The organism is Actinomycetospora sp. C-140 (genome assembly GCF_054796175.1).
On sequence record NZ_JBTWNF010000005.1, the window covers coordinates 183,500 to 205,725 of the forward strand.

The following is a 22,226-nucleotide window of genomic DNA, read 5'->3' on the forward strand; positions in this document are numbered from 1 at the left end:
TCTCCACGGGACCTCGGCGCGTGTCTCGACCGGCGGACGGGACACGCCGGGAGGTCACGGGGTCGGACGCACGGTTCACCACCATCCACAGGCGCCCTTGCGATGGTGCGGACCACTGCCGAGCGTGGCGGCCGGGAGACCGGCCGTTGCAGCGCCACTCGACAGCTTCCGTCGCACGGGGAACGTGCGATCGATGCCGTGGGAGAAGTCCAGCACAGGCCCTATGGACGGTCAACCGGAGCGCGCCGGGCGCGGGACCGGAGGCACGGATCCGGTGACCCGTCCGCGCAGGTCTGCTCCGCGTCGACACGGAGTGCGTCGACCGGATCACACCGGGTGCGCCACGGCGCGTGACCGGCCCGTCGTCGATTCCGGCGAGGGGGTGATTCCGGGCGCCGGACCGTAGGATTGCGTGACCGGAACCACAGAGATCCAGGAGGCCACGGACGTGCTCGGACAGATGCAGGACTACCCGCTCGCCCTGCCGCACGTGTTCCACCGCGCCGAGCAGCTGTTCGCCCACAAGCCGATCGTCGGCGTGGGCGCGGGCGGCACGGTGCACCGCAGCGACTACCGCACCTGGGCCGAGCGGGTCCGGCGGGCGGCCGCCGCGCTCGACGCGCTCGGCGTCTCGGCCGAGGGCCGGGTGGGCACGTTCTGCTGGAACAGCCCGGCGCACCTCGAGCTCTACTTCGCGGTGCCCTGCAGCGGGCGCGTCCTGCACACGCTGAACATCCGGCTCTTCGTCGAGCAGCTCATCTACATCGCGAACCACGCCGAGGACGAGGTCGTCTTCGTCGACCGCTCGCTGTTCGGCCAGTTCTGGCCGCACGTCGACCAGATGACGACGGTGCGCAAGGTGATCGTCATCGACGACGGCGCCGACGTGGCGATCCCCGACGACGAGCGCATCACCGACTACGACACCCTGCTCGCCTCGGTGGAGCCGAAGGCCGGCCGCTTCGAGATCGACGACGAGAACCGGGCCGCCGCGATGTGCTACACGTCGGGCACCACCGGCAACCCCAAGGGCGTCGTGTACTCCCACCGGTCGTCGGTGCTGCACTCGATCGCGGTGCTGATGGCCGACGTCGCGGGCCTCGTCGAGCGCGACGTGCTGCTGCCGATCGTCCCGATGTTCCACGCGAACGCCTGGGGCACGCCGTACGCGGCGATCTTCGCGGGCTCGTCGCTCGTCATGCCCGGGCCGAACATGACCCCGAAGGCGATCGCCGGCATCCTGCGCGACCACCGGGTCACGGTGACCGCGGGCGTCCCGACGATCTGGATGGGCGTGCTGCCCGAGCTCTCCGAGGGCGACCTCCCCGACCTGCGCCTGCTGCTCTGCGGCGGCTCGGCGGTGCCGAAGTCGCTGTCCGAGGCGTGGCGCCAGAAGATCGGCCTGCCGATCACCCAGGCCTGGGGCATGACCGAGACGAGCCCGATCGCCACCACCGGCGTGCTCAAGAGCGTCCACGACGGCCTGTCCGACGACGAGCTCGCCGACGTCCGGGCGACGGCGGGCACGCCCGCGCCGCTGGTCGACCTGCGCATCTGCGACCCGGACACCGGCGAGGTGCTCCCCTGGGACGGCGAGACCTCCGGCGAGCTCCAGGCCGCCGGGCCGTGGATCGCGGCGTCGTACTACCGCAACGAGGACGGCGGCAAGCAGTTCACCGAGGACGGCTGGCTCAAGACCGGCGACGTCGCCGTGATCGACCGGTACGGCTACGTGAAGCTGGTCGACCGCACCAAGGACCTCGTGAAGTCCGGCGGCGAGTGGATCTCCTCGGTCGACCTCGAGAACGAGATCATGTCGATGGAGGGCGTCGCCGAGGCCGCGGTGATCGCGATCCCCGACGAGAAGTGGTCGGAGCGCCCGCTGGCCTGCGTCGTCCCGAAGCAGGGTGTCGAGCTGACCCGGGAGGCCGTGCTCGAGCACATCGCCTCGCGCGTGGCCAAGTGGCAGGTGCCCGACGACGTCGTGTTCATCGACGAGGTGCCCAAGACCTCGACCGGCAAGTTCTCGAAGAAGACGCTCCGCGAGAAGTTCGCCGGCCACCAGGCGCCCGCGAAGGCCTGACCCGCACGCGCCCGACCCACGGACGACAGCGCCCCCGGAGCCGGAGCTCCGGGGGCGCTGTCGTGTCCAGGGCCGTTCAGGGCCGGTCAGGACTCACCCGGGCTGGGTGGGTGTCGCGGCCGGCGACTCGAGGCCGCGCTCGCGGCGCCCGACCACGGAGTGGCTCTTCCCGTAGGCGAAGTAGATGACCGCGCCGATCAGCATCCAGACGATGAACCGGATCCAGGTCTCCGCGGTCAGGTTGATCATCAGCCAGAGGCAGGAGATCACGGCCAGGACGGCCACGATCGGCAGCCCCTTGACCACGAAGCTGCGGGGCAGGTCGGGCTGTTTGACGCGCAGCACCCAGGTGCCGATGGCCACCAGCACGAACGCGAACAGCGTGCCGATGTTGACCATCTCCTCGATCACCGTGGCGTCGAAGAAGCCGGCCAGGATCGCGCAGAACACCCCGATGATGACCGTGATCGTCGACGGCGTGTCGTAGCGCCCGGTGCGCGCGAGATTGCGCGGCAGCAGCCCGTCGCGGCTCATCGCGAAGAACACCCGGCTCTGGCCGAGCATGAGCACCAGGACCACCGTCGTGAGACCGGCCAGGGCGCCGACCGAGATGATCGTCGAGGCCCAGTCGGCGCCGACCAGCGAGAACGCCGTGGCCAGGGTGGCCGTGTCGTCGGTCCCGGGCGGGGTCTTGAGCTGGGTGTAGCTGACCATGCCGGTGAGCACCAGCGCGGTCAGGACGTAGAGCACGGTCACGACGCCCAGCGAGCCCAGGATGCCGCGGGGCAGGTCCTTCTGCGGGTTCTTCGTCTCCTCGGCCGTGGTCGAGACCGCGTCGAAGCCGATGAAGGCGAAGAAGACCAGCGAGGCGCCGGCGAGCAGCCCGAACGCGCCGTAGGTGCTGCCGTCGCTGCCGAAGATCAGCGAGAGCAGCGAGGAGTCCAGGCCGGACCCGCCCTCCTTGGGCGGCTCGGCCGGCGGGATGAACGGCGAGTAGTTGGCCCACCGGATGAACGTGGCGCCGACGACGATCACGAACAGCACCACGAGCACCTTGGTGATCGTGAGGATCGCGCTGACCCGGCTCGAGAGCTTGATGCCCAGCACCAGGATCACGGTGAGGACCGCGATGACGAGCACGGCGCCCCAGTCGAACTCGGTGATCCCGATGTCCACCTTCGCCGACCCCGGGAGGCCGACCGCCTCGAAGATCTGGCCGAGGTACTTCGACCAGCTCTTGGCCACGGTCGCGGCGCCGAGCGCGTACTCGAGGATGAGGTCCCAGCCGATGATCCAGGCGATGAACTCGCCGAACGTGGCGTAGGAGAACGTGTAGGCGCTGCCGGCCACCGGCACCGTCGAGGCGAACTCCGCGTAGCAGAGGCCGGCGAAGCCGCAGGCGATCGCGGCGATGACGAAGGCGATCGACACGGCCGGGCCGGAGACGTCACCGGCCACCCGCGCGGTGATCGTGAAGATGCCGGCGCCCACCAGGACCGAGACACCGAAGATCGTCAGGTCGATCCAGGTCAGATCTCGCCGGAGCTTGTGCTCCGGTTCGTCCGTGTCCGCGATCGACTGCTCGACCGACTTGGTCCGCAACAAAGGGGACCGCGGGGTCGTCGACGTCATGGCACCTCCCGCTCGCTGCTTCAAGAAGGTCCGGGACGTCCAGCGACGACCCGACGCGTGCGGCGGGACCCTACGCCGGGTGAAGCCCGCATGAGCACGGACACGAGCGGATCGGTGACCGCGCGTTCACCGTGTTGCTCCGTTCGGCCCAACGAGGCCGCCCGTCAGCGCGGCGACGGGTCCAGGGCGTCGTCGACCGGTCCGGCGTCGCTCCGGTCGAGATCCGGCTCGAGGTAGACCAGACGCGCCTCCGGCACGGCCGCGCGCAGCCGCGCCTCGGCGTGGTCGATCGCCTCGGCCACGGTCTCGGTGGGCAGCTGCGACGAGACGGCGATCTTCGCGGCGACCAGGAGCTCCTCGGGGCCGAGGTACTGGGTGCGCAGGTGGATCACCCGTTCCACCGGCCCGCCGACGAGCGAGGACGTGATCGTGCGGACCAGGGGCGGCCGGGCGCCCTCGCCGATCAGCAGGCTCTTCGTCTCGACGATGAGGATGACCGCGATGACCCCGAGCAGGACGCCGATCGAGATCGTGCCGATCGCGTCCCAGACGACGTCGCCGGTGAGCATCGTCAGCCCGACGCCGGCCAGCGCGAGGACGAGGCCGATGAGGGCGCCGAAGTCCTCCAGCAGCACGACCGGCAGCTCGGGGTTGACCGACTGCCGGATGAAGCCCCACCAGGACAGGTCGCCCTTGAGCTCCCGCGACTCGTGCACGGCGGTCCGGAAGCTGAAGCCCTCCAGCCCGATGGCGACCAGGAGGATCACGACCGCGACGATCGGGCTCGTGAGGTCCTCGGACTCGCCGGTGAGCTTGTGGATGCCCTCGTAGAGCGCGAACACCGAGCCGAGCGAGAAGATCAGCAGCGCGACCACGAACGCGTAGAAGAAGCGGTCACGCCCGTAGCCGAAGGGGTGCTCGCTGTCGGCCTCCCGCCGGGCCCGCTTGCGTCCGAGCAGGAGCAGGCCCTGGTTGCTGGTGTCGGCGACGGAGTGCACGCCCTCGGCGAGCATCGACGACGACCCGGTGATCGCGAAGCCGATGAACTTCGCCAGCGCGATGCCGGCGTTGGCCGCGAGCGCGGCGACGATCGCCTTGCCGCCTCCGGATGCGGACACGGGGTGCCTCCAGGGATGGACCGGGCGGGTGCCGGGTGAACCTAACGTGTGACCTGGCCGGGAGCCGTCAGGAGGCCAGGCCGTCGGCGGCGGCGAAGGCCAGCGCCGGCCCGTCGACCGACGCGACCGTGACCGGGCCGTCGCAGGCGGGGATCCAGACCGCGGATCCCTTGCCGACCTCGCGGGCCTGCCCCCGCGACGTCCGCAGCCGCACGGCGCCGTCGACGGTGACGAGGATGCGCGGGCCCTCGAGCCCCAGGTCGGCCTCCCCCTCGTCCCCGTCGAACGCGGCGCGGGCGAGGCTGAAGTACTCCGAGGGCGTGTACCGCAGCACCGGCCCGGTGCCCTCGCCCTTGAGCAGGGTCGGGGTGCCCGGCGCGAAGTCGAGCACCCGCAGCAGCTCGGGCACGTCCACGTGCTTCGGCGTCAGCCCGCAGCGCAGGACGTTGTCGGAGTTCGCCATCAGCTCGACGCCGGCGCCCGCGAGGTAGGCGTGCGGCGAGCCCGCGGGCTGGTAGAGGCACTCCCCCGGGGCCAGCACGACCCGGTTGAGCAGCAGCGCGGCCAGCACGCCGGCGTCGTCCGGGTAGCGCTCACCGAGGTCGAGCAGGGTGCGGGCCTCGGTGGTGAACTCGCCGCGGTCGCGGACGTGCGCCACCGCGCCGTCGAGCAGCGCGGGCACGAGGTCGTCGACCGCGCGCTGCGGCAGCGTGATCCAGGTGGTGAACAGCGCGCGCAGGCCGTCGCCGTCGGGCTGGGCGGCGAGCAGCTCGGTGTGGTGGTCGAAGGCCCGGACGTCGAGGGCGCGCAGCAGCCGCACCGTGCGCTCGGCGTCGCGGAACCCCGCCAGCGCGTGGAACTCGGTGAGCGCACACAGCAGTTCGGGCTTGGGCAGCGGGTCGGGGTAGTTGCGGTCGCCCGCCGTGCGCGGCACGCCCGCCGCCTCCTCGCGCGCGTAGCCCGCCGCGGCCTGCTCGGCCGACGGGTGGGCCTGCAGGCTCAGCGGCTCCTCGGCGGCGAGCACCTTGAGCAGGTAGGGCAGCCGGTCGGACCACCGCTGCCGCCGCGACGGCCCCAGCGTGCCCGCCGGGTCGTCGGCCACCACGTCGGTCAGCGGCCGGGGCTCCGGATCGCCCACCGTCGAGGACTGGTCGCGGTGCGCGCCGAGCCAGAGCTCGGCCTGCGGGTGCGGGGACGGGACGTCCTCGCCGAGCAGCTCGGCCAGGTGCGTCCGGGAGCCCCACGCGTACGTGCGCACGCTGCCCCTGAGGACCTCCACGAGATCGTGCCTCTCCGTCTCCTCAGGCGGTCCGGACGCCCGGCTCCCGCGCCCCGAGGGCGAGGCCGAGGTAGACCGCGGTGAAGTCGAGCCGGGTGGCCAGCACCGCCGCGCGCAGCGCGTCCGGCACCGGCCCCTCCCCGGCCAGGTCGACGTCGTCGATCTCCAGCACGTCGGCGCCCGGGTGGCGCGCGCCGACGTCGGACACGAGCCGGCGCACCGCGAGGTCCTCGCGCACCGCCAGCACCACCAGCCGCGGCGGCGCCGCAGGGGGTGGGTCGTCGAACGGGTCGGCGAAGATCGACGCCTCCCCGGAGCTCTCCTGCAGCCGGGCCCGCAGGGCCGGCTGGGCGCCCGCCGCGGCCACCGTCGTGGCCTGGGCGACGACACCGGCGTGGGTCGCCAGCACCGTCGCGCCGTAGCCGGCGAGCAGGCCCGCGACCGGGTCGGCGCCCCACAGCAGCGGGGTGCGCTCGGCCAGGCGCAGGGCGAGGCTCTTGGCGGGGTTGACGAACGCCTCCCCGCGCGGCCCGTCGCGCTCGGCCTCCGCGTCGAGCCGGTCGGCGAGGGCGTCGAGGTCGATGTCCAGCAGGTCCAGCCCGCGCGCCACGGCCAGCCCGGTGGCGAGCACGGTCGCGGTGTCGAGCCCGTCGGCGTCCTCGCCCGGGACCCCGAGCGTCATCCGCGGCGTCACCGCGAGGGCGCGCCCGGCGCCGGCGGCGGCCACCGGGCCCTCCTCCGGGCCGGTGAGCACGACGTGGGCACCGCGCCGGACCGCGCGGTGCACCGACTCCGCCACGTCGGCCTCCACCGGGTCGCCCTCGCGCCCGCGGTGGGTGGCGACGACGACGTCGAGCGGGCCGAGCCACGGCGGGGCGACGCCGGTGACGATCACCGGGAGCGGCGCGGTGGGCGTCAGGAGCGCGGCGAGCAGGCGGCAGGCCGACTCGGTGGTGCCGGGGCGGGTCAGCAGCACCAGCGCGCGCGGCCGGAGCCCGGCGAGGTCCGCGGGCACGCCGGCCTCGACCGTGGCCTGCGCGGTGGTGCGCACCTGGGCGCCCGCGGTGGCCACGGCACGCAGGACGCCGTCACGGTCGGCGGCGAGCAGCCGCGTCTCGTCGGAGAGCAGGGCGTCGTCGAGCACGGCGCCTCACCGCCCCTCGGGGTCCGGCTCCGCCGCCCTCGGGTCCGACTCCGCCGGTCCCCCGCTCGCCTCCGACAGCAGGAGCACCGGGATGCCGTCGGTGACCGGGTACCGCCGCCCGCACGCGGAGCACGTCAGGGCGGACGCGTCCGCGTCGTCGGGCGTGCCGGGGCGCAGCGTGCCGTGGTCGGGCGCGGGGCAGGCCAGGATGTCGAGCAGGTCGGGGTCCAGACCGAGCGGCATCGTCGGATCTCCTCTCGGTCGGGTCAGCCGCGCACGAGCGCGAGCACCTCGTCGCGCAGTGCGGCCACGGCGTCGTCGTCGGCGGCCTCGACGTTGAGCCGCAGGAGGGGCTCGGTGTTCGAGGGCCGCAGGTTGAACCAGGAGCCGTCGGGCTGCGTCACCGTCAGGCCGTCGAGGTCGTCGGTGGTGACGCCGTCGCGGTCGCCGAAGGTCTGCTCGACCTCGGCCATGACCGCCGTCGGGTCGGCGACCGTCGAGTTGATCTCGCCCGAGGCGGCGTAGCGCTCGTAGCGCGCCATCAGCTCGGACAGCGGGCGGTCCTGCTCGCCGAGCGCGGCCAGGACGTGCAGCGCGGCGAGCATCCCCGAGTCCGCGCGCCAGAAGTCACGGAAGTAGTAGTGGGCCGAGTGCTCGCCGCCGAAGACGGCACCGGTCTCGGCCATCGTGCCCTTGATGAACGAGTGGCCGACCCGCGAGCGCACCGGCGTGCCCCCCGCCTCGGTGACGATCTCGGGCACGGCCCGGGACGTGATCAGGTTGTGGATGACCGTCGAGCCGGGGTGCTTCGCGAGCTCGCGCGTGGCCACGAGCGCGGTGATCGCGCTGGGGCTCACCGCGTCGCCCTTCTCGTCGACGAGGAAGACGCGGTCGGCGTCGCCGTCGAAGGCGAGGCCGGCGTCGACGCGGCCGAGCGTGACCACCTCGCGCTGGAGGTCGCGCAGGTTGTCCGGGTCGAGCGGGTTGGCCTCGTGGTTGGGGAACGAGCCGTCGAGCTCGAAGTAGAGCGGGTAGACCTCGATCGGGAGGGGGTCGAGCACGGCCGGGACCGTGTAGCCCGCCATGCCGTTGCCCGCGTCGACGACGACCGACAGCGACCGGATACCCGACAGGTCGACCAGTGAGCGCAGGAACGCCGCGTAGTCGTCCCGCAGGTCGCGGTGGGTGACCGCGCCGCGCTCGGCGGACGACGCCTCCGGGGTCGCGGCCCCCTGGCCGCGGTCGAGCAGCGCGGCGATCTCGTCGAGCCCGGAGTCCTGCCCCACCGGCGCCGCCCCCGCACGGCACAGCTTGATGCCGTTGTAGGTCGCCGGATTGTGGCTCGCGGTGAACATCGCGCCCGGCATCTCCAGCGCGCCGGACGCGTAGTAGAGCATGTCGGTGCTGGCCAGGCCGATCTGCACGACGTCGACGCCGAGCGCCGTGACGCCCTCGGTGAACGCGTCCGCGAGCTCCGGCGACGACTCGCGCATGTCGTGCCCGACGACGAGGCCCTTGCCCCCGCCGAGCCCGGACCCCGTGCCCGCGTCCTGCTCGTCGAGCAGGACGCGCGCGTAGGCGGCGCCCACGTCGCGCACGAAGGTCGCGTCGAGCTGGGTGCCCACGAGCCCGCGGATGTCGTAGGCCTTGACGACCTGGTCGATCACCTGGGCGCGGTCGGGTGCGGTGTCGGCGGTCATCGTTCCGGCTCCGTGTCCCTGAGGTCCCTGAGGTCCCTGGCCTGCACGCTGAACACGGGGTTCAGCCTATCGGCCCCGGGGTGATCACTGTGGCCGCCGGGCGATCGCGTCCGTCGAACGGTGACGCGCCGGGAGGACGGGTCAGGAGGAGGCCGGGTCCGGCAGGACCCGCAGGTGTCCGCGCCGACCCGTGGTGGTCGTGGGGATGCCGCCGGTCATGCCCGGCGCGGGCCCGGGCGGCAGGGCGTCGCCGAGGCCCTGGCCCGCGGTGACGCGGGCGCGGCCGTCCCCGACCCCCGTGTCGGCGAGGGGGCGGTCGGCCCGCCCGGCCTCGCGCACGGCCTCGGCCAGGGCCGTCAGGTCGTCGGCCGACGGCTCGGCCGGGAACTCGCCCTCGTAGCGCACGACCTCCCACCCCCGCGGGGCGGTGAGGCGCACGGCGTGGCGCTCGCAGAGGTCGTACGAGTGGGGCTCGGCGCTCGTCGCCAGCGGACCGACCACGGCGGTCGAGTCCGAGTAGACATAGGTCAGGGTGGCCACGGCCGCGTGACCACACCCGGTCCGTGAGCACTTCCGCACTCCTCGCACGGCACGCACGATAGCCCCGCGCGCGGCCCCCGCCCGGCAGGCGCGCGGGGCGCGTCGGCCCGTGCGGGGGCACGGACGGGCGCGTCCGGAGCACATCACCGCACCCCTGTGCGCCCCCGCGTAGGCTCCGGGCCGTGACCAGGAGCGCGAGTCGCCGGGGCGCCACCCCGTCCGCCGGGCACGTCACCGGCCCGCGCCGGCGTCGCCGCGACCGTCGCGGCCGGGGCCTGCGGATGCCGCTGTACCCCTCCGGCTCCCCCGCCGCCCGCACCCGCGCGGAACGCTTCGACGCCCTCGTGCTCGAGGCCCTCGAGCCCATCGAGGAGCGCTGGAGCGCCGAGCTCACGGATCTCGACGTGGCCGTCGACGACGTCCCCGAGGTGCCGTCGGGCGGCCTCCGGTCGCCGGTGGAGGACGACGCGGTGCTCGGTGACGGCGAGGTGCCCCTGGCCCGCCTCGTGCCCGCGGGCATGGACCGCCGTGGGGCGGTCACCCGCGCCCGCATCGTGCTGTACCGCCGCCCGCTCGAGGCGCGCGCGCTCGACGGCGAGGACCTCGCGGACCTGCTGCACGACGTGCTCGTCGAACAGGTCGCGGGCTACCTCGGCGTCGAGCCCGACACCATCTCCGGCGACGAGGGCTGAGACCCCGGCGGCCCCGGCGTCGGCCGGGTCGCCACCAGGGCCGCGCCGATCCCGGCGAGGTAGGCCAGCGCGGCGGCGAGCATCGGCCCGGTGAGCGAGCCGTGCCCGAGGCTGAGCAGTGACCCGAGCACCGCGGCGCCGAGCGCGCCCCCGGCCTGGCGCGCGGTGGTGAGCACGCCGCTGCCGACACCCACGCGGTCGGCGGGCACCCCGGACATCGCCACCGCCGTCAGCGCCGGCATCGCCACCGAGACGCACCCGAGCACCACCGAGCCCGCGACGACCAGCCCGACCGAGGGCCGCGACCCGCCGAGGGCGAGCAGCCCCGACCCCGCCACCCCGGCGCCGAGGCCCAGGAGCATCGGGACCCGCGGCCCGACCCGCGCGGTCAGCCGGCCCGAGAGCGTCGACCCGAGCGCGACCGCGGCGGTCATCGGGAGCACCGCCAGCCCGGCGGACCACGGCGCGAGGGCGAGCGGCCCCTGCAGGACGAGGGACACGACGAGCAGCACGCCGTAGATGCCGAGGTTGAACACGCCGCCGACGGCGACCCCTCCCGAGAACCGCCGCGACGCGAACAGGGACGGCGGCACCATCGGTGCGCCCACCCGGCGCTCGACGAGCACCACGGCGACGGCACCGACGACGCCGGTGATCAGCAGGACCGCGGCGAGGGGGTCGTCCCACCCGCGCTGACCAGCCTCGATGGAGCCGCCGGTGAGGGCGCCGAGGGCCAGGGTGCCCAGAGCGAGGCCTGCGAGGTCGGGGCGCCCCGCGCGTACGGGGGCCGCACGCGCGACCGCCCTGCGGACCATCAGGGCCGTGACCAGGCAGAACGGGACGTTGACGAGGAAGATCGCGCGCCAGTCGACCAGGGTGATCAGCAGACCGCCGGCGAGCGGCCCGAGGGCCATCCCGAGGCTGCCGAACCCGCCCCACGTGCCCAGCGCCCGCGCGCGCCGCGCGGGGTCCGGGAACTGCCGGACGATCAGGGCCAGCGAGCAGGGCAGGAGCGCGGCAGCGCCCACGCCCTGCGCCGTGCGGGCCGCGATCAGCCACGGCATCGACGGCGCGAGCGCGCACGCGGCCGACGCCAGCCCGAAGAGGCCCAGGCCCAGCAGGCACACCTTCCGGGCGCCGACCCGGTCGCCGGCCGAACCCGCCGTGAGCATGCCCGCGGCCAGCGCGACCGTGTACGACGCGACGATCCACTGCTGGTCGCCCACGCCGGCGGCGCCGCCCGCCGTGCCACCGGCGCCGAGGTCGCGGCCGATCGCCTCCAGGGCGACGTTGACGACCGTGACGTCGAGCTGCACGACGAGGAACGCCAGCGACAGCGCGACGAGGGCGAGCCGGTCGCGGCCGCTCCCGCCCGAGTCCGAGGTGGTCATGGCCCCGACGATGTCGCCGGATCGCTTCGGCGTGGGCCGCAGCGAGGGCGCGGGGCCCGCCTCAGCCGAAGGTGTGGTGCACCGCCTCGACGTTGTGGCCGTCCGGGTCGCGCAGGAACACGGCGTAGTAGCCCGGGTGGTACTCCGGGAAGATCCGGGGCGCGTGGAGCACCTCGGCGCCGTGGGCCAGCGCCGCCTCGTGCACGGCGTCGACCGCTCCCCGGTCGGGCGCGGCGAAGGCGACGTGCAGTTCCTGGGCGACGGCCTCGCCGGGGGCGAGCCAGAAGTCGGCGTGCGGCCCACCGGAGCTCAGCCCGACGACCTCCGGCGCGCCGGGCGGGCCGGTGGGGATGCGCATCCCGACGGTCATGCCGAGCGGCGCGAACACCGCGGTGTAGAAGGCGACGGAGGTCTCGACGTCGCCGCAGGGGAAGCCCATGTGATCGAACACACGGCGGAGCCTAGGACGGGCCCCCGACAGCGCTAGTCCAGACGCTTGCGGCTCGGCAGGGCCGACAGCGCCGTGAACAGCACGAGCGCGAGCTGCAGGAGCAGGAGCAGCAGGCGCGTGGTGTCGCCACGGTCGACGACGACCGGTCCGCCGGCGGCCGGGACGGGCACGCCAACCAGGTGCCCCCAGGCCGGGACCGGGGCGACGGGCGCGCCGCCGACGGTCGCGCTCCAGCCCGACTCCTGCTCCGCGGCCAGCACGAGCAGCCGGCGGTCGGCGCCCGGGGACACCCGCACACCGACGGTCGGGAGGTCCGAGGGGACCGGGGTGAGGCCGTTGGGGCGACGCGGGGCGGCCCGGCCGTCGGTGGCGTCGTCGGAGACCGGCGGCTCGAGCAGCACCGCCCCGGCGACCGGCAGCGCCACCCGGGCCGTGGGGCGCCCGTCGGAGACCGGCGGGGCGTCGCCGAGCAGCGGCCCGGCCGCGCCGCGCACCGCCCGGGCGGTGTCCTCGTCGGGCAGCACGATCGCGCCGGTGCCGGCGGTCGCGAGCTCGGCGACACCGGCCTGCACCGTCGCGGGGTCGCCGGAGAGCAGGGCGCGCACGTCGCGCTGCAGCCGAGCGGGTGCCGCCCCGACCGGCGCGAGGTCGTCGTCGCCGTAGCGTGGCAGGGCGGGTCCGGCGCGGCGGGTGGTGTCGGCGTCGCGGGTGACGACGACGACGCCGGCGTCGGCCCGGGTGAGGTCGTCGGCCAGCGGTGCCGCCAGTGCCGGCGCCCGGGTGTCCGCCAGCGGCCCGACGCCTCCGGCCAGCACGGTGACGACGGCCAGCGCGGCCACCGCGGTCGCGACCACCGGGACCGCCACGCCCCGCGCCCGCGCGCTGCGCTCGTCGCCGTCGCGGCGGGACCGCAGGCGCGCCGCCAGCCCCGTCACCCCGGCGCCGGCGCGCTCCGCCGCGCCCGCGATCCGTCCGCCGAACCCGGCGCCGCCGAGGTCCAGCTCGGACTCGCCGCGGCGGGTCGGCGCGCGCGCCGCGCGGTCGGCGGGGTCGCGGCGCCCGAGCAGCCGGCCCAGCGGCTCGGTGCGGGCGGCGGCGACCTGGGCGAGCAGGCTCCACAGCGCCCCGCAGGCCGCGAGGGCGAGCGCCGGGCCCGTCCAGCCCGGGCGCGGGTCGCCGCCCGAGAGCGGGGCGAGGGCGAAGGAGCCGACCACCCCGGCCGCGACGACGCCGAGCAGCAGCAGCGCGAGCCCCGGCACCGCGGCCCGGCGCGGGGCGACCAGGGCGCCGCCCACCGCGAGCAGCACGAGCACGAGGCCCACCCAGGGCAGCACGCCGGGGCCGCCCGGGTCGAGCGAGAGGACCGACAGCGGCGTCACGACCCGCTCCGCGACCGGGGAGCCGGTGCCGTGCAGGAGGACCTCCGGCCCCGCGAGCAGGGCCGTCGCCCAGGGCAGGAGCAGCAGCACCGGCAGCACCACGATCACGGCCAGCGCCATCGCCCGGCGCCGGGCGGCCTTCGGCGGCGCGGGGACCAGGACGAAGCCGATGATCACGACGACGAGCACGAGCAGGTGCACCAGCGGGGCGAACGCGCTCACGACGCCGAGGGCGAGCGCGGTGCCCGCGGCGGTGCTCCACCACGACCCGCGCCGGCCCGACACCCGCACGCCGCGCAGCACGGCGATCACCCCGGCGAGCACCAGCGGCAGCAGCACCACGGCGACGACGCCGTCGAGCCGGCCCTGGGCGACCGCGCCGGCCGGGATCCCGAGCAGCGCGTAGACCGCGCCGGCCAGCGCGCGCAGCACCCGCCCGACCCGCAGCTCGCGCGTCGCGAGGTAGGCCGAGAGCCCCGCGAGCGGCAGTGCCAGGAGCAGCAGCAGCGACGCGGCGGCGGGCGGTCCCCCCAGGGGCGCGAGGGGGGCGCCGAGCACACCGAGGACGGCCAGCGACGCCGCGGCGGGCGCCCCGGTGCCGCCGGCGACCGGGTGCCAGACCGCGAGGTACGACGACCACAGCTCCCGCAGACCCGGGACCTCGGCGATGCGCCCGCCGGCCAGGCCGAGCCCGAGGCGGGCGCGCTGGGTCGCCAGCGAGACCAGCGTCAGCCCGACCACGAGCAGCAGCGGCGGCGCCAGCAGGAGCTCGCGCGCGACCCGGCCCGGCGTGATCGGGACGACGACGACCCGCTCGCTGGGGTCGGTCGGGGGGTCGTGGTCGTAGGCCTCGCCGCCGGCGCCGTACGGCGCCGGCACCGGCCCCGTCGGTGGCCGCGCGTCCTCGACGGGGGCCCGCGGGCCCGGGAGCGCGACCGCCAGCGACTCGCCGGGGCGGCGCAGGCCCGCGGCACGCCGGCGGCGGACACCGGTCGCGGCCCCGACGGGCAGCGCCTCCGGCCCGACCACCGGGGCGCGCCGGCCCCCGTCGCCGGCGGCGTCGAGCGCGTCCGCCCGGGAGCTGCGCTCGGCCCACTCGGGCAGGCGGCCGAGGTCGAGCTCCTCGCGCAGCCGGCCGCGCACGAGGGAGGTCAGCCCGCCGCGCACGGCGTTGCGCAGCCGGGTCGTGCGGCTGGTCAGCAGACCGCGCAGCTCGCGGGGCAGGGCGGTCGCGCCGGTGCTGCGCCGGCGGCGGGCGTCGGCGAGGTCCGCGATGCCGGGACCGGAGCCCAGGACCCGCGACAGGCCGGCGAGCTCCGCCCCGGCGGCGCGGGCGCGGCGCACGAGCAGCAGGCCCAGCGCGCGCAGCACCGCGAGCACGGGCAGCCGGACGAGCCCGAGCACGAACGCCGGGCTCGAGCAGTTCGCGAGGAAGGTCCGCACGCCGTGGGCGCGGTCGGTGGCCCGGTAGCGCGGGTCGACGCCCGCCGTGTCCAGCGTGCGGACGCGGGTGGCGAGCGCGCGGGCGTGGCGCAGGCGGGCCGACGGGGCGCAGAGGACGAGGCCGCCGGCGCGGTTGACGCGCCAGCCGAAGTCGACGTCCTCGCGCAGCAGGCCGAGCGCCGTGTCGTAGCCGCCCAGGGAGTCCCACTCCCGGCGGCGCACCAGCGACCCCGCGGACCCGACCGCGAGGACCTCGGAGTTGGTCGCGAACTGGCCGAGGTCGAGCTCGTCGGCACCGATGCCGGTCTGGCGCGACCCGGACGCGTCGATGGAGACACCGGCCTCGACGACGAGCCGCGGGTCGTCCCAGTCCAGGCACAGCGGCCCGAGGACGGCGGCCGACGGGGAGGCGTCGGCGACCGAGAGCAGGACCTCGAGGCAGTCGGGCGCGGGCGCGGCGTCGTCGTGGAGGACCCAGAGCCAGTCACCCGACCCCCGCTCGCCGTACTCGGCGTTGCGTCCCCACCGCCGGTCCGCGTCGTCGACGGCGGTGTGCACGGCCTCGGCGAACCCCGTGTCGTGCGGCATCCGCAGGACGACGTCGACCTGGTTGCTCGACGCGAGGAGGGCGGCGGTGCCGTCGGTCGAGCCGGTGTCGACGGCGATGACCCAGCGCGGACGGCGGGTCAGGCGCGCCAGGGCGTCGAGGGTGGACGGGAGCCAGGACTCACCGTCGTGGCACACGAGCACGGCCAGCACGGGTGCCGGTGGGGAGGGTCGAGCCACGTGCCGTCCTTCCCCTCGGGCCACCACCCGAGGGCGCCCACGCTGCGGTCCGCCGACCGAGACTAGGGCCCCGGCGACGGCCGCTCCGCCCGGGGTGTCCCGGGCCGGAGGTCAGACGGCGTCGACCGCCCGGCGCTTCAGACGGCGCCGCTCACGCTCGGACAGGCCGCCCCAGATCCCGAACCGCTCGTCGTGGCCGAGCGCGTACTCGAGGCACTCGGTACGGACCTCGCAGCTGTTGCAGATCTGCTTGGCCTCCCGGGTGCTGCCGCCCTTCTCGGGGAAGAACGCCTCGGGATCGGTCTGCGCGCACAGCGCGCGCTCCTGCCACTCCTGCTCGTCCTCGGTCACCATGGCGAGCTCGGACAGGACGTCCCTCATCCCGACCGGCGACCTGCCCGGACCGTGCGTCTCGAATCCTTGACTACCCAGCACCACCGACCCGCTCTCCGCACCGTTCACGACGCCTCCCTCGTCTCGACTCCCCCCGGCCCCCGCAAGCGGACGAGGCGTCGGCCCCGCACCGACGTGTCATCGCGTAGGAATTACACCGGTGTCGTTCCATCCGGGTCAAGCTCGGGGCCCCGGATAGCCGCATGTCGCGACGACCGGTCGTCACGTGCGGTGAGCGTCATGCGCTATCCGTAGCAACGAAGGCCCGAACCGCTTCGGGGACACTGGTCCTCGTGGCCCCCCGCTCACGCCTGCGCGCTCGCTCCCCGGTCAGCCCCATCTTCCTGGTGCTCGTGGCCCTCACCGCCGCGGGGGGCGCCCTGACCCTCCTCGGGTCGCGGGGCGCGGTCATCGGCGGCACCGTCCTGCTGGTCCTCGCCGGCTGGGCGGTGTCCCTGTGCCTGCACGAGTTCTCCCACGCGCTGACCGCCGACCGCTGCGGCGACCACTCGGTGCGCGCGCTGGGCTACCTGACCCTCGACATCCGCCGCTACGCCAACATCGGCCTCACCCTGGTGCTGCCGCTGTTGTTCCTGCTCATCGGCGGGATCCCGCTGCCCGGCGGGGCCGTGTGGATCCAGCGCGCGGCCCTGCGCTCGCGCCCCGCGATCAGCGCGGTCTCGCTCGCGGGTCCGGTGGCGAACCTCGTGCTCGCGGCCCTCATCGGGATCGGTGTCGCGCTCACCGCGCCGCCGTTGCCGCTCGCCGCCGCGCTGTCCTTCCTCGGGCTGATCCAGGTCCTGACGTTCGTGCTGAACCTGCTGCCGATCCCGGGCCTGGACGGCTGGGGCGTCATCGACCCCTACCTGCCGTACTCCACCCGGGCAGGCGCCGCGCGCATCGCGCCCTACGCGCCGTTCGCGATCATCCTGCTGCTGTTCCTGCTGCCCGGCGCGTCGTCGCTGCTGTTCACCGTCGCCGACGCGCTCTTCGGCCTCGTCGGCGGAGACAGCTCGGCCGCCTCCCTCGGCAGCGCGCAGTTCACGGCGCTGCTGTCGCGCTGACACCGGCCCTCCGGACCCTCGGCACGCCGCTGTCGGTCCCGGGGAGGACGATCGTCGCCAGGAACCGAGAGAGGAGTTCGGGGTGCAGGTCACCGTTCTGGTCGGCGGTGTCGGGGGCGCGCGCTTCCTGCAGGGCGTCAAGGCAGCGGCCGCACCCGGCGACACGATCCGTGCCGTGGTCAACGTCGGCGACGACATCTGGCTGCACGGGCTGCGCGTCTGCCCCGACCTCGACACGTGCATGTACACGCTCGGCGAGGGCATCGACCCCGAGAAGGGCTGGGGCCGCGCCAAGGAGACCTGGTCGGTGCGCGAGGAGCTCGAGGCCTACGGCGCCGACCCGACGTGGTTCGGCCTCGGCGACCGCGACGTCGCCACCCACCTCGTGCGCACCCGGATGCTCCGCGCCGGCTACCCGCTCTCCCAGGTCACCGCGGCGCTGTGCCACCGCTGGGCGCCGGGCGTCGAGCTGATCCCGGCGAGCGACGACCGCATCGAGACCCACGTGGTCGTCGACGACCCCGACAGCGCCGACGACCCACCCGCCCGGCGCGCCATCCACTTCCAGGAGTGGTGGGTGCGCCACCGCGCCGCGCCGACGGCGCACTCGTTCGCCTCGGTCGGCCGCGACCAGGCGACGGCCTGCCCCGCGGCGCTCGCCGCGGTCGCCGAGGCCGACGTCGTGCTCGTGGCGCCGTCCAACCCGGTGGTCAGCGTCCACACGATCGTGGACGTCCCCGGCATGCGCCCCGCCCTGTCGGCGGCGCCCGGGAAGGTCGTCGGCGTGTCGCCGATCGTCGGCGGGCACGCCGTGCGCGGCATGGCCGAGGCCTGCCTGGCGGCGGTGGACGTGCCGGTCAGCGCCGAGGGCGTCGGGCGCTGGTACGGGTCACGGTCCACCGGTGGCCTGCTCGACGGCTGGCTCGTGGCGCCGGGCGACGGCGCCGAGGTGCCGGGCGTCGAGGTCCGCGAGGTGCCGCTGATGATGACCGACCCGGACACCACGGCGGCGATGGTGCGGGCGGCCTACGAGGTCGCCGGTGCGTGAGACGAAGCGAAGCGGGAGCTCGAACCGACGATGACTGACCACGCGTCCGAGGGCCTGACCCTCTGGGGCGTCGGGGGTCTGCCGGAGTTCCGCCCCGGCGACGACCTGGCCGGGGCGCTCGCCGCCCGCCTGGAGGGCACGTTGATCGACGGCGACGTCCTCGTCGTCACCTCGAAGGTGCTCTCGAAGGTCGAGGGACGCCTCGTCGCCGTCCCGTCCGACCCCGACGAGCGCGACGCCGCCCGGCGGGCGCTGATCGACCGCGAGACCGTCCGGCTGCTGGCCACGAAGGGCCGCACCAAGATCGTCGCCAACCCGCTGGGCATCGTGCAGGCCGCGGCGGGGATCGACGCCTCGAACATCGCCGGCGACGAGGTCGCGCTGCTGCCCGCCGACCCCGACGCCTCGGCGGCCGCCCTGCGCGCGGCGCTGCGCGAGGCGCTCGGGGTCGACGTCGCCGTGGTCGTCACCGACACCATGGGCCGCACCTGGCGCACGGGGCAGACCGACGCCGCGATCGGGGCCGCGGGCCTCGAGGTCGTGCACGCCTACGCCGGCGCGGTCGACGCGCAGGGCAACGAGCTGGTGGTCACCGAGGTCGCCGTGGCCGACGAGGTCGCCGCGGCCGCGGACCTCGTGAAGGGCAAGCTCGGCGGGGTCCCGGTCGCGGTCGTCCGCGGGCTGCCGGCGGCCCTGCGGTCGGAGACCGCGCGCGGCGCCGACCTCGTGCGCCCCGTGGAGGAGGACCTGTTCTGGCTGGGGACCGAGGAGGCCCTCGCCCGGGGCCGCCGGGACGCCGTGCCGGCGCGGCGGTCGGTGCGGGCCTTCGCCCCCGACCCCGTGGAACCCGCCGCGCTGCGGCGCGCCGGTGCCGCCGCCCTCACCGCGCCCGCCCCGCACCACACCCGGCCGGTGCGGTTCGTGCACCTGATCTCGGCCGACGTGCGCGCCCGCCTGCTCGACGCCATGGCGGAGGCGTGGCGGGCGGACCTGCGCGGCGACGGGTTCGGCGAGGACGCCGTGGCCCGGCGCGTGGCCCGCGGCGACATCCTGCGCAGCGCGCCCGCGGTCGTGCTGCCGTTCCTGGTGCCCGAGGGGGCGCACCCCTACCCGGACGCCCGGCGCGCCGCCGCCGAGCACACGATGTTCACCGTCGCCGGGGGCGCCGCGGTCCAGGGGCTGCTCGTGGCGCTCGCCGCCGAGGGCCTGGGGTCGTGCTGGGTGTCGTCGACGATCTTCGCCCCGGACGTCGTCCGCGCCGAGCTCGGGCTGCCCGGCGACTGGGAGCCGCTCGGCGCCGTCGCCGTCGGGCACCCCGCGAGCACCCCGCCCCCGCGCGGCGAGCTCGTGGCCGACGACCGCTGGGTGGAGATCCGGTGAGCACCGAGCCGACCCTGGCCGCGACGACCCGCGCCGCCGTCACCACGGCCGCCGTGCACGCCGACGCCCGCGCGGTGCTCGACCGCTGGCGTACCGGGAGCCGCGAGCTCGACTCGGTGCGCCAGGCGCTGCTGTCCTACCTCGACGCCCGCCCCGACGCCTGTTCCCGGTCCTGCGCGCCCGGCCACCTCACGGCGTCGGCGCTGGTCCTCGACGCCGCCGGCGAGCGCGCCCTGCTGACCCTGCACCCGCGCGTCGGCGCCTGGATCCAGCTCGGCGGGCACGTCGAGCCCGGCGACACGACCCTGGCCGGCGCCGCGCTGCGCGAGGCGACCGAGGAGTCCGGCATCCCCGGCCTCGTCCTCGACCCGGACCCGGTGCACGTCGAGGTGCACGCCCTGACCTGCTCGCTCGGCGTGCCGACCCGCCACCTCGACGTCCGCTTCGTCGCGCACGCGCCCGCGGGCGCCGTCGAGGCGATCAGCGACGAGTCGCTGGATCTGCGCTGGTGGCCGCTGACCGAGCTGCCCGACGAGGTCGCCTTCGGCCGGGCGCTGGCTCAGTAGCCGCGGTAGTCCTTCGGCGAGAAGCGCGGCCCGAAGCGCGGGCGGCGGAAGCCCGAGGCCTCGATGTACCGCACCGCACGCTGGCGCTGGGGGGCGTAGCAGGCGAGGACCTCGAGCATGCCGGCGTCGTCGAGCTTGTGCCCGACGAGGGCCCAGCCGACGACGGTCGGGATGTGGAAGTCGCCGACGCTCACGGCGTCCGGGTCGCCCCACGAGCGCTGGGCGACCTCGGCGGCGGTCCAGACGCCCACGCCGGGGATCTTCTGCAGCAGGGCCCGCCCGGCCTCGCCGCGCAGCTCGGCGGCCTTCTCCAGGCGGTGGGCGACGGTGGCCGAGGCGAGGATCGCGCGGCGGCGGCTCTGGTCGACGCCCGCCTTGTGCCACTCCCAGTCGGGCACCTCGCGGATGCGCCGCGGCGTGGGCGGCAGCTTCATCCGCCGCGGCGTCGGGCCGGGCGCGTCCTCGCCGAACCGCCAGCACAGCTCGCGCCAGGACCGGCGCGCCTCGGTCCCGGTGACCTTCTGCTCCAGGATCGCGGGGAAGAGCTGGTCCCACACGGTGCGCGTCGCGCCGAGGCGCAGGCCGGGCATGCGCCGGCGCGTCTCGGCGACGAGCGGGTGGTGGCCGACGAAGCCGGAGTCGTCGTCGTCCGCCCCGAGCAGGGCGGGCACCCCGTCGACGACCCACGCCGCGCCCGGACCCCAGGCGCGGGCGCGCACCTCGCCGTCACGGCGCGACAGCGCGAGCGTGGCCGGGCCCTCCGGGGTGGGCGTCGACCGCCAGAGGACGCCGCCGTCGGGACCCTCGAGCTCGGTGTGGAACGTCGGGTCCCCCCGCCCGCGGCGCAGCGGCGCGACCAGCGAGCGCAGGTCGAGGACGAAGTCGGGACGCCAGGTCCGCTCGGCTCCGGGAGCGAGGACCTCAGGCACCACCCGAGAATCGCACGCCGCCGTCGGGGATCACGAGACCGGGCCAGAGCCGCACGCCCGCCAGCAGCTCGCAGGACGCCCCGACCGCGGTGCCCTCGCCGACGACGGCGTCGCTGACCACGGTGTCGTCGCCGATCGACGCGGCCGGTCCGATCACCGAGCGCTCGACGACCGCGCCGTCGCCGATCCGCGCGCCGTCCATGAGCACCGAGCCGGACACCCGCGCGCCCTCGCCGATCTGGACGTCGGCGCCGACGGTCGTCCCGTCGGTGAGCGAGGCCGAGGGCGCCACCTTGGCGCCGGGCAGCAGCAGCGCCGTGCCGACCGGGCCGGGCAGCGCCGCGGTGGGGGCGGCGCCCTGCACGAGGTCGGCGCTGCCGCGCACGAACGACGCCGGCGTGCCGAGGTCGAGCCAGTACGAGGACTCGACGTGGCCCTGCAGCCGCGCGCCGCCGGCGAGCAGGCCGGGGAACGTCTCCCGCTCCACGGACACGGGCCGCCCGGACGGGATCGCGTCGAGCACCTCGCGCCGGAAGACGTAGCACCCGGCGTTGACCTGGTCCGTCGGCGGCGCGAGCGTCTTCTCGAGGAACGCGGTGACGCGCCCGTCGATGTCGGTGGGCACGCAGCCGAACGCGGTCGGGTCGGGCACGCGCACGAGGTGCAGCGTCGCCTCGGCGGACGCGGCGCGGTGCTCGGCGACGACCGCGCGCACGTCGACACCGGAGAGGATGTCGCCGTTGAACACGACCACCTCGTCGTAGGACGCGTCCAGCGCGCTCCCCGCCCAGCGGATGCCGCCGCCGGTGCCCATCGGCTCGGGCTCGGGGCAGCACTCGAGATCGAGGTCCAGCGCCGACCCGTCGCCGAGGAAGGCCTCGAACACCTCCGCGCGATAGGCGGTGCCGAGCACGACCTTGCGGATGCCGGCCGACGCGATCCGCGACAGCAGGTGCGCCAGGAAGGGCACCCCCGCCGTCGGCAGCATGGGCTTCGGCGTGCTCAGCGTCAGGGGCCGCAGCCGGCTCCCCTGACCACCGACGAGCACGATGGCGGCCGTCCTGGCCGGGTCGATGTCCGCCGTGTCCTCCGTGTGCACCACCCGTGACCCCCCACGTCGATGACGAATCGTGACTGCGGGCGATAGTGTGGACCCTCCCGGGGCGGTTCGGAGGATCACCCCGTGTCGGCCCGCCCGTCGGGGGAAC

General features: G+C 75.6%; 19 protein-coding genes. 6 read left to right on the forward strand and 13 right to left on the reverse strand.

Annotated features, from left to right (window positions below):
• Positions 1-412 precede the first annotated feature (412 nt).
• Positions 413-2,083: a long-chain fatty acid--CoA ligase gene (locus tag ACR9E3_RS10795; RefSeq protein ID WP_460380231.1), complete on the forward strand. Its 1,671-nt coding sequence runs from the start codon at positions 413-415 to the stop codon at positions 2,081-2,083.
• A gap of 93 nt (positions 2,084-2,176) precedes the next feature.
• Here ACR9E3_RS10795 and ACR9E3_RS10800 read toward each other — a convergent pair whose 3' ends face one another.
• The 7 genes from ACR9E3_RS10800 to ACR9E3_RS10830 all read right to left on the reverse strand — a co-directional run bounded on the left by ACR9E3_RS10800 (position 2,177) and on the right by ACR9E3_RS10830 (position 9,544).
• Entirely contained in the window at positions 2,177-3,715 is a 1,539-nt protein-coding gene (locus tag ACR9E3_RS10800) for an amino acid permease (protein WP_460380232.1), read from the reverse strand.
• A 164-nt stretch (positions 3,716-3,879) separates the two neighbouring features.
• Positions 3,880-4,833, reverse strand: a complete 954-nt coding sequence (locus ACR9E3_RS10805) for a cation diffusion facilitator family transporter (RefSeq protein WP_460380233.1) — start codon at positions 4,831-4,833, stop codon at positions 3,880-3,882.
• A 67-nt stretch (positions 4,834-4,900) separates the two neighbouring features.
• Positions 4,901-6,112, reverse strand: coding sequence for a mannose-6-phosphate isomerase, class I (gene manA, locus ACR9E3_RS10810; RefSeq protein WP_460380234.1), 1,212 nt, complete (start codon positions 6,110-6,112; stop codon positions 4,901-4,903).
• Between the two features lie 22 nt (positions 6,113-6,134).
• Positions 6,135-7,256 carry a hypothetical protein gene (locus ACR9E3_RS10815; RefSeq protein WP_460380235.1) on the reverse strand — a complete coding sequence of 374 codons (1,122 nt, stop codon included), beginning with the start codon at positions 7,254-7,256 and terminating at the stop codon, positions 6,135-6,137.
• A gap of 6 nt (positions 7,257-7,262) precedes the next feature.
• Positions 7,263-7,499 (reverse strand): Trm112 family protein, encoded by a 237-nt coding sequence (locus ACR9E3_RS10820; RefSeq protein ID WP_460380236.1) that lies wholly within the window; start codon positions 7,497-7,499, stop codon positions 7,263-7,265.
• Positions 7,500-7,522: 23 nt separating this feature from the next.
• Positions 7,523-8,956: a phosphomannomutase/phosphoglucomutase gene (locus ACR9E3_RS10825; protein ID WP_460380237.1), complete on the reverse strand. Its 1,434-nt coding sequence runs from the start codon at positions 8,954-8,956 to the stop codon at positions 7,523-7,525.
• Positions 8,957-9,097: 141 nt separating this feature from the next.
• Positions 9,098-9,544: a DUF3499 domain-containing protein gene (locus tag ACR9E3_RS10830; RefSeq protein ID WP_460380238.1), complete on the reverse strand. Its 447-nt coding sequence runs from the start codon at positions 9,542-9,544 to the stop codon at positions 9,098-9,100.
• A gap of 233 nt (positions 9,545-9,777) precedes the next feature.
• Between ACR9E3_RS10830 and ACR9E3_RS10835 the strand changes: the two genes are divergently transcribed.
• Complete coding sequence (locus ACR9E3_RS10835; protein WP_460380410.1) at positions 9,778-10,188, forward strand: metallopeptidase family protein; 411 nt, start codon at positions 9,778-9,780, stop codon at positions 10,186-10,188.
• On the opposite strand, the gene ACR9E3_RS10840 is transcribed toward ACR9E3_RS10835, so the two are convergent.
• From ACR9E3_RS10840 to ACR9E3_RS10855, 4 genes are all read right to left on the reverse strand, one after another.
• Positions 10,143-11,579 (reverse strand): MFS transporter, encoded by a 1,437-nt coding sequence (locus ACR9E3_RS10840; protein ID WP_460380239.1) that lies wholly within the window; start codon positions 11,577-11,579, stop codon positions 10,143-10,145. The genes ACR9E3_RS10835 and ACR9E3_RS10840 overlap by 46 nt on opposite strands.
• Before the next feature lie 61 nt (positions 11,580-11,640).
• The gene (locus ACR9E3_RS10845; protein WP_460380240.1) at positions 11,641-12,030 is read right to left on the reverse strand and encodes a VOC family protein; all 390 of its coding nucleotides are present in this window, start codon (positions 12,028-12,030) and stop codon (positions 11,641-11,643) included.
• 32 nt (positions 12,031-12,062) lie between these two features.
• Positions 12,063-15,638 carry a glycosyltransferase gene (locus tag ACR9E3_RS10850; RefSeq protein ID WP_460380241.1) on the reverse strand — a complete coding sequence of 1,192 codons (3,576 nt, stop codon included), beginning with the start codon at positions 15,636-15,638 and terminating at the stop codon, positions 12,063-12,065.
• A gap of 111 nt (positions 15,639-15,749) precedes the next feature.
• A complete protein-coding gene (locus tag ACR9E3_RS10855) occupies positions 15,750-16,019 on the reverse strand; it encodes a WhiB family transcriptional regulator (RefSeq protein WP_345417173.1) in 270 nt (89 codons plus the stop codon).
• A 305-nt stretch (positions 16,020-16,324) separates the two neighbouring features.
• Here ACR9E3_RS10855 and ACR9E3_RS10860 point away from each other — a divergent pair, with 305 nt between their 5' ends.
• The 4 genes from ACR9E3_RS10860 to ACR9E3_RS10875 all read left to right on the forward strand — a co-directional run bounded on the left by ACR9E3_RS10860 (position 16,325) and on the right by ACR9E3_RS10875 (position 20,089).
• Positions 16,325-17,095, forward strand: coding sequence for a site-2 protease family protein (locus ACR9E3_RS10860; protein ID WP_460380242.1), 771 nt, complete (start codon positions 16,325-16,327; stop codon positions 17,093-17,095).
• An 82-nt stretch (positions 17,096-17,177) separates the two neighbouring features.
• Positions 17,178-18,143, forward strand: a complete 966-nt coding sequence (cofD, locus tag ACR9E3_RS10865) for a 2-phospho-L-lactate transferase (RefSeq protein WP_460380243.1) — start codon at positions 17,178-17,180, stop codon at positions 18,141-18,143.
• Between the two features lie 30 nt (positions 18,144-18,173).
• A complete protein-coding gene (locus ACR9E3_RS10870) occupies positions 18,174-19,523 on the forward strand; it encodes a coenzyme F420-0:L-glutamate ligase (RefSeq protein WP_460380244.1) in 1,350 nt (449 codons plus the stop codon).
• On the forward strand, positions 19,520-20,089 hold the full coding sequence (locus ACR9E3_RS10875) for an NUDIX hydrolase (RefSeq protein WP_460380245.1): 570 nt from the start codon (positions 19,520-19,522) through the stop codon (positions 20,087-20,089). The genes ACR9E3_RS10870 and ACR9E3_RS10875 overlap by 4 nt, the downstream gene beginning before the upstream one ends.
• Here the strand turns inward: ACR9E3_RS10875 and ACR9E3_RS10880 are convergent.
• Positions 20,083-21,018 carry a DNA-3-methyladenine glycosylase family protein gene (locus ACR9E3_RS10880; RefSeq protein WP_460380246.1) on the reverse strand — a complete coding sequence of 312 codons (936 nt, stop codon included), beginning with the start codon at positions 21,016-21,018 and terminating at the stop codon, positions 20,083-20,085. The genes ACR9E3_RS10875 and ACR9E3_RS10880 overlap by 7 nt on opposite strands.
• Positions 21,011-22,120 carry a mannose-1-phosphate guanylyltransferase gene (gene manB, locus ACR9E3_RS10885; RefSeq protein ID WP_460380247.1) on the reverse strand — a complete coding sequence of 370 codons (1,110 nt, stop codon included), beginning with the start codon at positions 22,118-22,120 and terminating at the stop codon, positions 21,011-21,013. Before manB ends, ACR9E3_RS10880 begins: the two co-directional genes overlap by 8 nt.
• Positions 22,121-22,226: the final 106 nt, after the last annotated feature.